Source organism: Pseudidiomarina halophila, assembly GCF_003987215.1.
Lineage (GTDB): Bacteria > Pseudomonadota > Gammaproteobacteria > Enterobacterales > Alteromonadaceae > Pseudidiomarina > Pseudidiomarina halophila.
Genome location: NZ_PIPW01000002.1, coordinates 358675 through 372231 on the forward strand (window position 1 = coordinate 358675; position 13557 = coordinate 372231).

The window sequence follows — 13557 nt, forward strand, 5'->3', positions numbered from 1 at the left end:
GAGTGGAATGTCGGTAAATTCAGCGTACACATGTTCGCTAATTTGAAAATGCGCAACATGCCGATTTTTTTAAGTAGGTAATTTATGTCGAAGTCGCAATCTGATAAACCAGGTATCATCTGGTTAAACACCCTCGTATTTGCCATCACCTTTGCGGTCGCCGCTATCGGTGTGCCTTGGTATGGGTTGACCCATGGCTTTTCCCTCGGCCTCTGGCTGGCGCTTATCGGCACCATAGCTTTTGCCGGAATTTCTATTACGGCGGGTTACCACCGGCTATGGGCGCATCGCACTTATGATGCCCATTGGTCGCTGCGGATACTATTTGCTCTGGGTGGCGCATTGGCGGTGCAAAATAGCGCGTTGCACTGGTCATCAGACCATCGTGAGCACCACAAGCACGTTGATGACAACGACAGAGACCCTTATTCGGCAAAACGCGGCTTCTGGTATTCGCATATCGGCTGGATGCTGCGTGAGTATCAGGCATCGCGCTACCACGACTACAATAACGTGAAAGATCTGCAGAAAGATCCGGTCGTGATGTGGCAACACCGCCATTATCTGGCGTTAACACTGCTGACGAGTATCGGTTGGCCCATTGCGATTGGCTTGCTGCTCGGCGATGTATGGGGTGCGGTGATCTTAGTTGGCTTTGCCCGTTTAGTGATTAATCATCACACAACCTTCTTCATTAACTCGCTGGCGCACATCTGGGGTAAACAACCCTATACCGATCGCAATACAGCGCGTGATAATGGCTTCCTTGCGTTCCTGACGTTCGGTGAGGGCTATCACAACTACCATCATATCTTCTCGGCCGATTATCGTAATGGTATCCGCTGGTGGCAGTTTGACCCGACTAAATGGTTAATTCGTAGTTGTTCGTGGTTGGGGCTGACAAGCAATTTGAAGCGCACGCATGGCTATCAGATTGAGAAAGCGAAAATCGAGATGCAGTTCAAGAAGCTGACCGCGAGAACACCAATTCGCTGTGAAACCACCTTGCAAAAGTTGCAGGACGAATACGATGCGTTATTGCTGCGTTTACGCGAATACTATCAGGCCCGCAAACAGCTTCTCGATAATAAAACCAAAGCATTGACCGAACAAATGCCAACGCTGGAAGAGATGCAGGACAAAGTCACTGAATTGCGTGCAGCTTTCCTTGAGCATAAGCATCATTTCAAGATGTTATTACGGCATCCACAAGCCTATTAACCGTTGAGACGGAGCGTCTTTAAAGACGCTCCGTTACTTCCTTCCTCGCTACTTTTTCGCTTTCGCGAACGCGTCAGCAAAGGCTGAGCCCATCGCTGAATTGCCGACCGGAGCAGGTTTCTTTGCCGCCGGTCGTTTGCCAGTGGTTTGTGATTTTGGCTTGCTGGCGGCTTTGCCTGTGGCATTTTTAGGTTCAGTACCGGTGCCACTGGTGACCTCATCGTGCATGCGCATGGAAAGGCTGATGCGCTTACGTTGCACGTCTACTTCGAGTACTTTGACTTTGACGATATCGCCGGCTTTTACAATTTCCCGCGGATCGCTGACGAAGCTATCCGATAGAGCGCTGACATGTACCAGACCATCCTGATGTACACCTACGTCAACGAAAGCGCCAAAGGCCGCTACGTTTGAAACTACACCTTCGAGGGTCATGCCCGGACGTAAATCCTGCAGTGTATCGACGCCTTCTTTGAAGCTTGCGGTTTTAAACTCAGGGCGAGGGTCACGACCAGGCTTATCGAGTTCGCGAATAATGTCGCGTACTGTCGGTAAACCAAAGTTCGCATCGGTGTAGGCTTGCGCATCAAGATTCTTCAGGAAAGTACTATCACCAATCAACTGCTCCACCTGCTTACCGTGATCGCTGGCCATGCGCTCGACTAAGGGATAGGCTTCCGGGTGTACCGCTGAACGATCCAACGGCTGATCGCCATCCATGATACGCAAGAAGCCAGCTGCTTGTTCGAAGGATTTGGGACCCATACGGCTAACTTTCAGGAGATTTTTGCGCTCGGCAAAACGGCCGTTGGCGTCACGGTGCGCAACCATATTCTGGGCAAGCGTTTTATTTAACCCAGCTACCCGCGCCAACAAGGCAACTGACGCAGTGTTGACATCAACCCCAACGGCGTTAACACAGTCTTCGACCACGGCATCAAGACTATGAGCCAGCTGTGCCTGACTGACATCATGCTGATACTGACCAACACCAATAGATTTAGGTTCAATCTTCACTAGTTCTGCCAGCGGATCCTGCAAACGGCGGGCGATGGATACCGCACCACGTAGCGAGACATCCAGATCAGGAAACTCTTGCGCGGCCAGTTCTGATGCTGAATAAACCGAGGCGCCCGCTTCGCTGACTATCACTTTACTCGCTTTTAGCTCTTGGTCGGCTTTCAGTAAATCGGTGATAAGCTTATCGGTTTCCCGTGAATGGGTACCATTACCAATCGCTATAAGTTCGACTTTGTGCTGTTTACACATGCCGGCAATGGTGCGCATGGCCTTGTCGACCTGGTTTTGTGGTTGGAACGGGAATACTGTGTTGGTGCCGAGCACCTTGCCAGTGCTATCAACAACTGCAACCTTAATGCCGGTACGTACACCCGGGTCTAAGCCCATGGTGGTTTTGGCACCTGCGGGTGCAGCCATTAACAGATCTTTCAGGTTATTGGCAAAGATCTTAATGGCATCCGCTTCTGCACGCTCACGCACTGTGCCAAACAATTCGGTTTCCATGTGCAGCAGCAGTTTGATGCGCCAGGTCCACTGAATCGTTTGCGCTAACCAGGCGTCCGCGGCGCGTGAGGCTGGGCTGAACTGAATATGGTCAGCGACAATTTGCTCGCCGTAACTGCGCGCTTTTGGGTCTTCCTGCTGCGGGTCCGCATTCAGTTTGAGCTGCAGCATACCTTCATTACGACCGCGGAATAACGCTAAGGCGCGGTGTGAGGGAATCTTTTTAATGGCTTCGTTAAACGCAAAGTAGTCGCGGTATTTGCTGCCTTCCTGCTCTTTCCCAGGCGCCACCACACTGGTGATTTCAGCGTTATTCCACAGGTAATCACGAACTTTTTTCAGTAACGCAGCATCTTCGGCAAAACGCTCCATTAAAATAAAGCGTGCCCCTTCTAAAACGGCTTTGCTGTCGGCAAAGCCGGCGTCGGCGTTGATATAATCCGCGGCGACTTGTTCTGGATCTTGCTCAGGATTATCCAGCAGACTGCTTGCTAAGGGTTCAAGCCCGGCCTCAATGGCGATTTGACCTTTGGTCCGGCGCTTGGGCTTGTAGGGCAGGTATAAATCTTCGAGTTCAGTTTTTGACTCAGTGCTGCGAATTTGTTGTTCCAGCTCCGGGGTAAGTTTTTCCTGATCCCGGATGCTGGCCAGAATGACTTCACGACGATCATTCAGTTCACGCAGATAAGTCAGACGCTGTGCCAGATTACGTAACTGGGTGTCGTCAAGGCCGCCGGTGGCCTCCTTCCGATAACGCGCAATAAAAGGTACGGTGGCGCCGTCGTCGAGTAGCGCGATAGCAGCTTGAACCTGTTGCGAGCTGACTGCTAACTCGTTCGCAATCTGCTGGGAAATCGAGCTCATGAATTCTCTCTCGTTTAGTTGAAGTCAAAAATGTGCGCGCCAGTATAGCAGTCATTGCGCGGAGGGTGCGACCTCTAGATGGATTCGGATTTGGTTCTTTGGTAACAAATAGCGGTGATGTACCAGACATGAGTGCCGGTCGGCGTCTGAACTTTAACTTCATCGTCAACCTGCTTGCCAATGGCAGCCCGGGCCATAGGTGCATCAATTGAAATCACGCGTTTGTCATCGTAAATTTCATCAGGACCGACGATAGTGAACTGCTTTTCATCGCCGTCATCATTTTCGATGGTAACCGTAGCGCCGAAAAATACTTTGCCTTCTTGCGACGGTGCGTAATCTACAATTTTTAACGCTTCCAGGCGTTTCCGTAAAAAGCGGATGCGCCGGTCAATCTGGCGTAGCTTTTGCTTATTGTACTTATAATCAGCATTTTCTGAGCGGTCACCGAGACTTGCGGCCCAGGTAACTTTTTCTGTGGTCTCGCGGCGCTCGACCCGCCATAAGTGATCGAGCTCCGACTGTAACTGGAAATAACCTTTGCGGCTAATTAGATTGGTTCGCGCCATGGTTGATTTAATCTTGGGGGCCAGACGCGAATGTTAGCATTTATTCTTTACCGTGCCCAAGCCGGGCAAAGTGTCGAATAGCACCCAGCACGTGCAGTGCCAGCAGAGTACCAAGAACCGGTACAGCAAGGGTTTTGTGAACGGTCTCGGCTGTTTCATGCAGGGTCTCGAGTTCGCCGCTTAAAGGTGATGGCACAGTGAACAATCCAAACACAGGGATCCCTTCACCTTCGGTAAATAAGTAGGTCGGTCCGCTTAGCACCAGCCCCAGCAGAGTTAGCAATAACGCCACATGCACGATGCGGCTAAGTACCCGTTCCCAGGGCTGCTGATGAGCCGGTGCTTGGGCGAATCCTTCAAAAATACGAACTCCAACGCGCCAGAACACAAATAAAGCGGTCAGAAAGCCAAAGCTAAAGTGTAACGGCATAATGTAGTTTTCGTTTGCATCGGTCGGTGCGTGATTACCGACGAGTCCTAGGGTCAGCATAATCGTGACCAGAATAACAGTTATCCAATGATTGATAATGCTATGTGTGCTGTAACGAGTTGCGGTTTTCATAACGACGTCCTTTGCGTTCGCGCAGTGTTTTCGTAAGTTTAACCATGGTCTAATTTTTAAATTAAGCCAAACTTAACTTAGACTTTTAGTCCAATACTCACTATCTTGTTGACATATATCAACTGGTCAGATGAGCTGAGAGTTAAATGAGGTGAGCACATGACAGATTGGCAGCAAGCAGAGCGTTTCCTGGCAACGACCCACCAGGTCGAGAATCAGCCACCAGCACTGGAAAATTATAATTTATTCACGCAAGACGTTGCACTGCAGGAGGCGCTTAAACGTGAAGGTGCTGAATGGGCTAAGGCTTCGGTCCATGTTATGGGTGAGCTGGCCGGGCGTGCTGAGACTATTCGACTAGGCTTTCAGGCGAATGCCAATAAGCCGCAATTTGAGCCACAGGACCGCTTTGGCCACCGCGTTGATTATGTAGATTACCATGATGCCTATCACCAGTTGATGACACTTGCCACGGAACATGGCTTACACGCGTCTCCGTGGGCGGATCCAAAGGCTGGTGCTCATGTCGCGCGTGCCGCGAAGTATTACTTACATACTCAGGTTGAAGCTGCCCACGGTTGCCCTATCACAATGACTTTTGCGGCAGTTCCTGCGCTGCAGCACCAGCCAGATCTGGCGCAGTACTGGATCCCTAAGATTTTACACAACAGCTACGACCCAAGAAACGTACCTGACACTGAAAAGCAAGCAGTGACCATTGGTATGGCTATGACGGAGAAGCAGGGCGGCTCGGACGTTCGCGCGAATACCACCCGTGCTTACCCGGTGGCAAAAGAAGGGCCCGGGCAGGTGTATGAGTTGGTTGGGCATAAGTGGTTCGTATCGGCACCTATGTGTGATGCATTTCTGGTGCTGGCGCAAACAAAAGCAGGCCTGAGTTGTTTCCTGTTACCACGTTGGCGTCCCGATGGCAGTAAAAATCCACTGCAGATCCTGCGCCTGAAAGACAAAATGGGTAATGTCGCCAACGCGTCCAGTGAAGCCGAGTTACGCGGAGCAATGGCATGGATGGTTGGTGAAGAAGGCCGCGGGGTACGGACCATCATTGAGATGGTGGCTATGACCCGCTATGACTGCATGATCGGCTCGGCGGCCGGGATGCGTCAGGCCACAGTGCAGGCGCTGCATCATTGTCAGCATCGCGCGGCATTCGGCGCGCGACTCATTGACCAACCTTTAATGCAAAATGTACTTGCCGATCTGGCTATTGAAAGCGAAGCAGCGATGACGTTGACGATGCGCATGGCACGTGCGATGGACAGCCAGCAGGATGAACACGAGCGTATGCTGGCACGGATTGCGGTGGCGGCCGGCAAATACTGGATCTGCAAACGTACTCCGGAACATGCCTATGAAGCGATGGAAGTCATCGGTGGTAGCGGCGTGATGGAAAACTGTATTATGCCGCGGCTGTATCGCGAAGCGCCGATAAACGCGATTTGGGAAGGAAGTGGTAATGTGCAATGCCTGGATGTGTTACGCGCTGTCCAAAAGCAGCCCGAGTGCTTCGCCGCTTTAATGACCGAAGTCAAGCGTGCCGCGGGCAGCCATAAGCAACTTGATGCCGCTATAGCGGCGTTACCCAAGCGTTTGGAACAAGCGCAGGAACAGCCTTTCTTCGCCCGGCAATTGGTCGAATTGATCGCGCGCACATTGCAGGGAGCGCTATTACAACAACATGCGCCCAATGAAGTGGCAGATGCGTTCTGTAACTCGCGCTTGGGCGCAAATGAGCATTTGGGGTATGGTAGATTAACTGACGCAGCAACGGCGAAACAGATCCTGTCACGGGCCTGGCCAAAGTGAAGAACAGCCACCTTTAGGCGAACGCGGTGAGGAGAAGACGAAACGATGACGGTTTATCAAATGCTGGCGCGTAATGCGCGTAAATACCCGGATCAGCTGGCAATCAGCGACGATAAGCAGGAGTTGTCCTGGGCGCAGCTCGCTGACCAGGTCGAGCAGCTTGCCGCATGGCTACAGCAGGAATACGGCGTAAGGGCGGGCGACCGGGTTGCCTTAGTGATCCCTAACAGCATTGCGTTTGTGGTCGGATTTTTTGCAATTCAACGGCTGGATGCGATTGCGGTTCCTATTAATGTTCGTCTTACCACACCAGAGCTCGAATATATTCTCGGCGATGCAGAAGCAGAGTTAGTACTTACTAGCAAGATGACGGATGCGGCACTCAAGCCTCTGGTCGAACAAGGTTTAGCTGCGCTATGGCTGGATGATCTTAGTGTAAGTGCAGATGCTGCTACCGATGGATTGCAGGAGCCGGCTGCTGATACCTCCAGTCCCTGCATTTTACTGTACACCTCGGGAACTACGGGACGGCCAAAAGGAGTACTGTTCCAGCAATCAGCTATTCATTCGGTCGCCACCATGATTGCTCTTGAAATGGCTATGACACCACAGAGTAAATTGCTGCATTTAATGCCCTTTACCCATTCAGCACCGCTCAATTTATTTCTGCTGGCCGGTACTCTGGTCGGTGCTAGCCACGTGGTCGCGCCTACCTTTAGTCCGGATTTACTGCTGCAATTGGTGCCAAAACACCAGGTGACTCACTTTTTTGGCGCGCCCGTTGCGTACTTATTGACCGCGCAACAGTCTGCCATAAAGACCACGGATTTAAGCAGTGTCAGCCACTGGATCTATGGTGGCGCAGCGATGTCGACCGAACATACGAAATTAGTCCAGCAGGCGTTTCGCTCCGACCAATTTTACTGTGTGTACGGACTTACCGAAGCCGGCCCCTCAGGCACCTTGTTATTACCCCATGAGCATGCGACAAAAGCCGGCTCGGTGGGACGCCGTGCGGCTTTTAACACCGAAGTTCGGTTGCGTACAGAAACCGGAACTGAGCCGCGTATTGGTGAGCCGGGAGAAGTAGAGATTGCCGGCGACGGCATGATGCAGTGTTACTGGCAAAACGCAGCGGCCACGGCGGAGACCTTTACTGCCGATGGCTGGCTAAAAACCGGCGATGTAGCGGTGCGTGATGAAGATGGCTTCTATTGGATAAAAGATCGCAAAAAAGACATTATCATTGCCGGTGGGGTAAATATTTATCCCCGCGAAATTGAAGATGCATTGTCGGAACATCCTGCAGTACTTGAGGCTGCGGTCGTAGGTGTGCCCCATAAAGATTGGGGAGAATCGGTAAAGGTTTTTGTGGTTTTACGCGACAAGCTGGACGATGCCCAGCAAACTCTTGCTGAGTTTTTACAGCAACGGCTTGCCGACTACAAACTACCGCGGTTTTATGAAATTATCGACGAGTTGCCCCGCAACGCCAGCGGCAAGGTGCTTAAGCATCAGTTACGTTAATTCTGGAGTTAGTAATGAGCGAAACCGATTTACAAATCATTTCCCGGAATCATGTACAGGAATTTGGCGAGGGCGATGAAACCATTGTCTTGTGCCATGGTTTTGGTTGTGATCAACAGATCTGGTTGCCGGTAATCGCACATTTGGGGTCCCGTCATCGGGTGATTACTTTTGATTTTGTTGGGTGCGGGCGTTCAGACTTTGCTGCGTACAGTATTGAGCGTTACCAAACGCTCAAAGGTTACGTACAGGATTTGCTCGAGGTGCTTGATGCTTTAGGTTCTCCCAAGGTCACCTTAGTGGGACACTCGGTTGGTGGTTTAATTGGGTTTCTGGCCGCGATTCAACGACCGGAGTTGTTTCGACAGATTATCGCCATTGGACCATCGCCTCGATATTTAGATGATCCGCCGGAGTATGAGGGTGGGTTTACTGCAGAAGATATTGGTCAGTTGCTGGCGATGATGGAACGGAACCACTTCGAATGGGCTGGCTATCTGGCACCTATTGTCATGAAAAATGCTCATCGGCCAGAGTTAGCAGAACGCCTGAAAGAGAGCTTCGCCAACTCTGATCCAAAGATTTCACGACGCTTTGCCGAAGCAACGTTCTACTGTGACCATCGCGAAGAATTAAAACATGTTCCAGTTCCGGTGAAGCTGCTTTATTGTGAGCAAGACGTCATTGTGCCTACTGAGGTCATCGCTTTTATCGCTGATCATTTGCCTGATTGTGAATCGATTCAGCTAAATGCGGCAGGGCATTACCCCCACATGAGCCATCCTGAGCAGGTTGCAGGTACCATAAACCAATGTCTGAACAAGCATTAACCGGCTGGATTGACCGCAGCCCCGTAGCTGCACTTATAGTCGATGCCAGAAGCCAGGTTGTTGCGGCAAACGTAACGGTGGTTGAGTTGCTCGAGTCTTCCGCTGAAGACATCATGAAGCAACCTTTTGTGCAACTGTTGTCACGTTCGGGTCGAATGTTCTACCTGGGACATATCCTGCCATCTTTGCAACAACACGCGGCGGTTGATGAAATCTATTTACGGCTTCGAACAAAAGCCGGGCAGGAAATTCCGGTATTACTCAACGCGACCTATCATAATACTGGGGGCGTCGATTACTATTATTTCGCAATGATGCCGATGCAACGGCGGAACATCCTTGAAGACCAACTGGTTGAAGCTAAGCAAGAAGCGGAGCACGCGTTGGCAGCAGAGCGTGAGGCACTGGCTGAGTTAGAACGCGCTAAGCTTGAACTGGAAAAACAACAAAGCGAATTAAAGCGCCTTAATACCCGGCTGGAACATCTGGCGACCACAGATCCCCTGACTAAACTTGCCAACCGGCGTGCCTTTGAAGCCCGCCTTGAAAACAATTTATCACTTGTTCGGCGGGACAGCATGGGGTTCAGCCTGTTGAGTCTGGATTTGGATCATTTCAAAGACATCAACGACCGTTATGGGCACGATACCGGAGATAAAGTGCTGGTAGCTATTGGCAGCTTATTGGCATCCATGTTCCGCACAGCTGACTTAGCCGCTCGCACCGGTGGCGAAGAATTTGCGGTCATCCTGTCTGATGCAGATCTTAGCGTGGCGTTGGGTATTGCCGAGCGTTTGCGCGGGTCCATAGAAGCGTTAGAGTTTGACGACTTCAGGGTCACCGCAAGCATAGGGGTGACGACCGCTCAATCTGAAGATACCCGGGAAGACCTGTTGCGGCGTGCCGATCAGGCTTTGTACAAGGCAAAGCGCGCGAGCCGTAACTGCGTTAAGTATTTGACCGGTTAAAACATTTGGATACAAAAAGCAGACCGATACGGACCGCGGTTCGTTGGCAAAGTGGCACGCTTCTTTTATAGTTGCAACATTACTATGGCCATAGGAGCAGCTCAGGCATGGCGCAAGAGACCTTTAAAATATTAGTTGTAGATGACGATGCACGGTTACGCAGCTTATTGGAGCGCTACCTGACGGAACAGGGATTTTATGTGCGATCAGCGGCCGAAAGTGAGCAGATGGACCGCCTGCTAGAACGCGAGAATTTTCATCTCATGGTACTGGATCTAATGCTTCCGGGTGAGGATGGCCTCTCCATTTGTAAGCGTTTGCGCCAGGCAAATAATGACATTCCTATTGTGATGTTGACCGCTAAAGGTGATGAAGTGGATCGCATTATCGGGCTCGAGCTAGGAGCCGATGATTATCTGGCGAAGCCATTTAACCCGCGGGAGTTATTGGCGCGGATTCGCGCAGTGTTGCGCCGACGCGGAAAATCTATTCCCGGTGCGCCATCAGCGGACGATGAAGAAATCAAATTTGGTGAATTCCGGCTGAACTTAGGCACCCGGGAGATGTTTCGTGGCGATGAGCCGATGCCCCTGACCAGTGGTGAATTCGCTGTACTGAAAGCGCTGGTGACCCACCCGCGCCAACCCATGTCACGTGACAAGTTGATGAATCAGGCGCGCGGCCGCGATTACAGTGCCCTTGAGCGTAGCATTGATGTTCAGGTTTCACGGTTGCGCCGGATGCTTGAAGTTGATGCAGCTAATCCGCGGTACATTCAAACAGTGTGGGGTCTGGGTTACGTATTTGTGCCCGACGGCAGCAAAAAAGGCAGCTGATGCGCATTCTCCCGCGTTCTGCCTTTGCCCGCACGGTCGCATTAATCGCGCTGCTGTTGTTAATCAACCAGATTGTTTCTTACATCATGGTCGGTGTATACGTGGTAAAGCCGACCATGCAGCAAATCAGCTCTGTTGTTTCCAAGCAGGTACAAGGCATTATCGTGCTTGATCAATGGTTGAGCAGCCATGAAATGTCTGCAGTTGAGAAACGCTCGCTGGCTGAACGTTACACACGAGCTGTTGGCATTGATGGATTCTCCGAGCAAGAAGCTATCGCGAACGGACTTGATCAGGCCACCACCTATAATTTCCTCTCAAATCAAATGAGCCAGCAGCTCGCGGCGACCACCGAAGTACGGATCTCGCAGCAGGACGTTTACTATGTCTGGATCCGTACCGAATCTCTCGCTGGCTACTGGTTACGCGTAGAGCTTGAAACCTTTGATGAAGCACGATTTTCACCATTGTTGTTCTATCTTATTTTGATCGGTGCGCTCAGTGTTTTAGGCGGTATGCTTTTTACCAACTGGCAAAACAAACCATTAAAATCCCTGGAAGCAGCGGCGTTGCAAGTGGGACGGGGTGATTATCCTGATGCGTTGCCGGAACGCGGTTCTACCGAAGTTATCGCAGTGACCAAGGCGTTCAACCAAATGGCCCAAGGGGTACGGCAGTTGGAGCAGGATCGGGTGTTGCTAATGGCCGGTGTTTCGCACGATTTGCGCACGCCGCTTACGCGAATAAGACTGGCAACAGAGATGATGCCGCCCAGCGAAGATTCTTTAGCGGAAGGCATCATCAGTGACATAGACGATATGAATGCCATCATCGATCAGTTTATCGATTATGTGCGGCTTGATAGTCTGGCAGATAGCGACTGTGAGAACCTGAATTATTTAGTGGAAGATGTGGTCGGGCATGTTCCGGAGAGTTGGCATGCGCAAATTAAGGTAGCATACGGCGATGTGCCGAAAATACCTGTGCGAGCTATCTCGATTAAACGGGTACTGCTAAATCTGCTCGAGAACGCTGAACGCTACGGTGGTGGGCGCATTGTTATTGAAACCGGGTATAACCGCAGTCTGGAGCGTGTTTGGGTAACTGTCAGTGACAACGGTGAGGGAATTCCTGCCGGTCAAATTGAACATGTGTTGCAGCCGTTTACTCAGGGCGACAAGGCACGGGCATCGAAGGGGTCAGGATTAGGGCTGGCGATTGTTAAACGCATCGTAGAACGCCATGGCGGACGGATTTCTTTTGGTCGTAGTCAAAAACTGGGCGGCTTAGCAGTCCGCTTCGAACTGCCAAGCGCCAAACCCGAGTGAATTACTCGCGGATCCGGTTAAGGCCGTTGAGCGCAGCTACGCGATATGCCTCAGCCATAGTTGGATAGTTAAAGGTGGTGTTGACGAAATACTCGATGGTATTGCCACCATTTTTCTGTTCCATGATGGCCTGGCCGATGTGAATGATTTCTGCTGCCCGCTCACCAAAGCAGTGAACCCCAAGAACTTCCTTGGTTTCACGATGGAATAACAACTTCAAACTACCTACTGCCATATTGGAAATCTGTGCCCGCGCTAAATGTTTGAAGTGCGCGCGGCCGACCTCGTAAGGTACTTTCTGATCGGTAAGTTCTTCTTCCGTTTTACCCACCGAACTAATTTCCGGGATGGTATAAATACCGGTGGGGATGTCATTAATCAAACGCTGTGCAGAGTCGCCGTGAATAATCGCAGTCGCACTGATCCGCCCCTGGTCATAAGCCGCTGAAGCTAATGATGGGAAGCCCGTGATGTCGCCTACTGCGTAGATGTTTTCAACTTCGGTCTGGTACTTACTGGAGACATCAAGCTGGCCGCGCGAGTTTGGCTTTAAACCAACCGCTTCGACATTGAGGTCTTCAATGTTACCTGAGCGGCCATTAGCGTATAGCAAGCAATCAGCATCGATGCGTTTACCTGATTTCGTATAAAGTGTGACACCATCGTCACTACCTTCAATGCGGTCGTACTCTTCGTTATGACGAATAACGACACCATTGTTACGAAGGTGGTAGCTCAATGCATCGGAAATTTCTGCATCCAGAAATGACAGCAACCGATCGCGGGTATTGATCAAATCAACTTTTACCCCGAGGCCACGGAAAATACTGGCGTATTCACTACCAACCACACCTGCGCCATAGATGATAATACTGCGTGGCTCATGTTTCAGCGAAAGTACCGTATCAGAATCGTAAATACGCTCATGATCGAAATCGACGTCGGGCGGATGATAGGGCCGCGAACCCGTTGCGATGACAATGTGCTTGGCGCTGACGTGTTCAATGGTACCGTCGGCCTGCGTAATTTTTATGGTATTGGCATCTTCAAAGGTTGCAGTACCATGGAGTACGGTGACGTCGTTGCGCTGATAAAAGCTACTACGCATCTGCACTTGCTGCTGAATCACACCCTGGGCGTGGCGAAGAATATGCGAGAAGGTTAAACCGTTCTGAATATGTTCACCGGAAAACAGTGGGTTACCGTTGAATTCAATCAGTCGGCTCACAGAGTGACGGAGTGCTTTCGAAGGGATGGTGCCCCAGTGCGTACAGCCACCGCCAAGTGATTTATGCTTTTCAATCATGGCAACATTGAGGCCATTTTTGGTCAGTTGCATTGCGGCGCCTTCGCCGCCTGGGCCGCTGCCGATGACAACTGCGTCGAATTGTGTTGTCGTTTCGCTCATGAAAAGCTCCTCTGTGTTGTACCGCTTGTTACAAGCCGTTATAGTAACCGAAACAGCAGTTCGGAAGCCAGTAACCTGGGCTTATTCTGGATA

At 51.0% G+C, this 13557-nt stretch carries 11 protein-coding genes; 7 read left to right on the top strand and 4 right to left on the bottom strand.

Going from position 1 to position 13557, the window contains the following annotated elements; genetic code table 11:
• Positions 1–84: 84 nt before the first annotated feature.
• Entirely contained in the window at positions 85–1221 is a 1137-nt protein-coding gene (locus tag CWI69_RS07695; RefSeq protein WP_126763471.1) for an acyl-CoA desaturase, read from the top strand.
• Between the two features lie 48 nt (positions 1222–1269).
• On the opposite strand, the gene CWI69_RS07700 is transcribed toward CWI69_RS07695, so the two are convergent.
• From CWI69_RS07700 to CWI69_RS07710, 3 genes are all read right to left on the bottom strand, one after another.
• Positions 1270–3609, bottom strand: a complete 2340-nt coding sequence (locus CWI69_RS07700) for a Tex family protein (protein ID WP_126763473.1) — start codon at positions 3607–3609, stop codon at positions 1270–1272.
• A gap of 74 nt (positions 3610–3683) precedes the next feature.
• Complete coding sequence (gene greB, locus CWI69_RS07705; RefSeq protein ID WP_126763475.1) at positions 3684–4178, bottom strand: transcription elongation factor GreB; 495 nt, start codon at positions 4176–4178, stop codon at positions 3684–3686.
• Between the two features lie 40 nt (positions 4179–4218).
• A complete protein-coding gene (locus tag CWI69_RS07710; RefSeq protein ID WP_126763477.1) occupies positions 4219–4740 on the bottom strand; it encodes a cytochrome b in 522 nt (173 codons plus the stop codon).
• Positions 4741–4899: 159 nt separating this feature from the next.
• Here CWI69_RS07710 and CWI69_RS07715 point away from each other — a divergent pair, with 159 nt between their 5' ends.
• The 6 genes from CWI69_RS07715 (at position 4900) to envZ (ending at position 12056) form a co-directional block, all read left to right on the top strand.
• Entirely contained in the window at positions 4900–6567 is a 1668-nt protein-coding gene (locus CWI69_RS07715; RefSeq protein WP_126763479.1) for an isovaleryl-CoA dehydrogenase, read from the top strand.
• Between the two features lie 45 nt (positions 6568–6612).
• Positions 6613–8094, top strand: a complete 1482-nt coding sequence (locus CWI69_RS07720; protein ID WP_126763481.1) for a class I adenylate-forming enzyme family protein — start codon at positions 6613–6615, stop codon at positions 8092–8094.
• Between the two features lie 14 nt (positions 8095–8108).
• Entirely contained in the window at positions 8109–8924 is an 816-nt protein-coding gene (locus CWI69_RS07725) for an alpha/beta fold hydrolase (RefSeq protein WP_126763483.1), read from the top strand.
• Positions 8906–9892 carry a GGDEF domain-containing protein gene (locus CWI69_RS07730; RefSeq protein ID WP_126763485.1) on the top strand — a complete coding sequence of 329 codons (987 nt, stop codon included), beginning with the start codon at positions 8906–8908 and terminating at the stop codon, positions 9890–9892. The genes CWI69_RS07725 and CWI69_RS07730 overlap by 19 nt, the downstream gene beginning before the upstream one ends.
• 107 nt (positions 9893–9999) lie before the next feature.
• Complete coding sequence (gene ompR / locus CWI69_RS07735) at positions 10000–10728, top strand: osmolarity response regulator transcription factor OmpR (RefSeq protein WP_126763486.1); 729 nt, start codon at positions 10000–10002, stop codon at positions 10726–10728.
• Positions 10728–12056, top strand: a complete 1329-nt coding sequence (gene envZ / locus CWI69_RS07740) for a two-component system sensor histidine kinase EnvZ (protein ID WP_126763488.1) — start codon at positions 10728–10730, stop codon at positions 12054–12056. The genes ompR and envZ overlap by 1 nt, the downstream gene beginning before the upstream one ends.
• Before the next feature lies 1 nt (position 12057).
• On the opposite strand, the gene sthA is transcribed toward envZ, so the two are convergent.
• Entirely contained in the window at positions 12058–13464 is a 1407-nt protein-coding gene (gene sthA / locus CWI69_RS07745; RefSeq protein WP_126763490.1) for a Si-specific NAD(P)(+) transhydrogenase, read from the bottom strand.
• Positions 13465–13557 lie beyond the last annotated feature (93 nt).

Excerpts from the sequence above, each read along its gene's own strand:
- greB (WP_126763475.1), bottom strand. The coding sequence starts at position 4,178 with ATGGCGCGAACCAATCTAATTAGCCGCAAAGGTTATTTCCAGTTACAG.
- CWI69_RS07725 (WP_126763483.1), top strand. The coding sequence starts at position 8,109 with ATGAGCGAAACCGATTTACAAATCATTTCCCGGAATCATGTACAGGAA.
- CWI69_RS07730 (WP_126763485.1), top strand. The coding sequence starts at position 8,906 with ATGTCTGAACAAGCATTAACCGGCTGGATTGACCGCAGCCCCGTAGCT.
- sthA (WP_126763490.1), bottom strand. The coding sequence starts at position 13,464 with ATGAGCGAAACGACAACACAATTCGACGCAGTTGTCATCGGCAGCGGC.
- CWI69_RS07700 (WP_126763473.1), bottom strand. The coding sequence starts at position 3,609 with ATGAGCTCGATTTCCCAGCAGATTGCGAACGAGTTAGCAGTCAGCTCG.
- CWI69_RS07710 (WP_126763477.1), bottom strand. The coding sequence starts at position 4,740 with ATGAAAACCGCAACTCGTTACAGCACACATAGCATTATCAATCATTGG.
- CWI69_RS07695 (WP_126763471.1), top strand. The coding sequence starts at position 85 with ATGTCGAAGTCGCAATCTGATAAACCAGGTATCATCTGGTTAAACACC.
- ompR (WP_126763486.1), top strand. The coding sequence starts at position 10,000 with ATGGCGCAAGAGACCTTTAAAATATTAGTTGTAGATGACGATGCACGG.
- CWI69_RS07715 (WP_126763479.1), top strand. The coding sequence starts at position 4,900 with ATGACAGATTGGCAGCAAGCAGAGCGTTTCCTGGCAACGACCCACCAG.
- envZ (WP_126763488.1), top strand. The coding sequence starts at position 10,728 with ATGCGCATTCTCCCGCGTTCTGCCTTTGCCCGCACGGTCGCATTAATC.
- CWI69_RS07720 (WP_126763481.1), top strand. The coding sequence starts at position 6,613 with ATGACGGTTTATCAAATGCTGGCGCGTAATGCGCGTAAATACCCGGAT.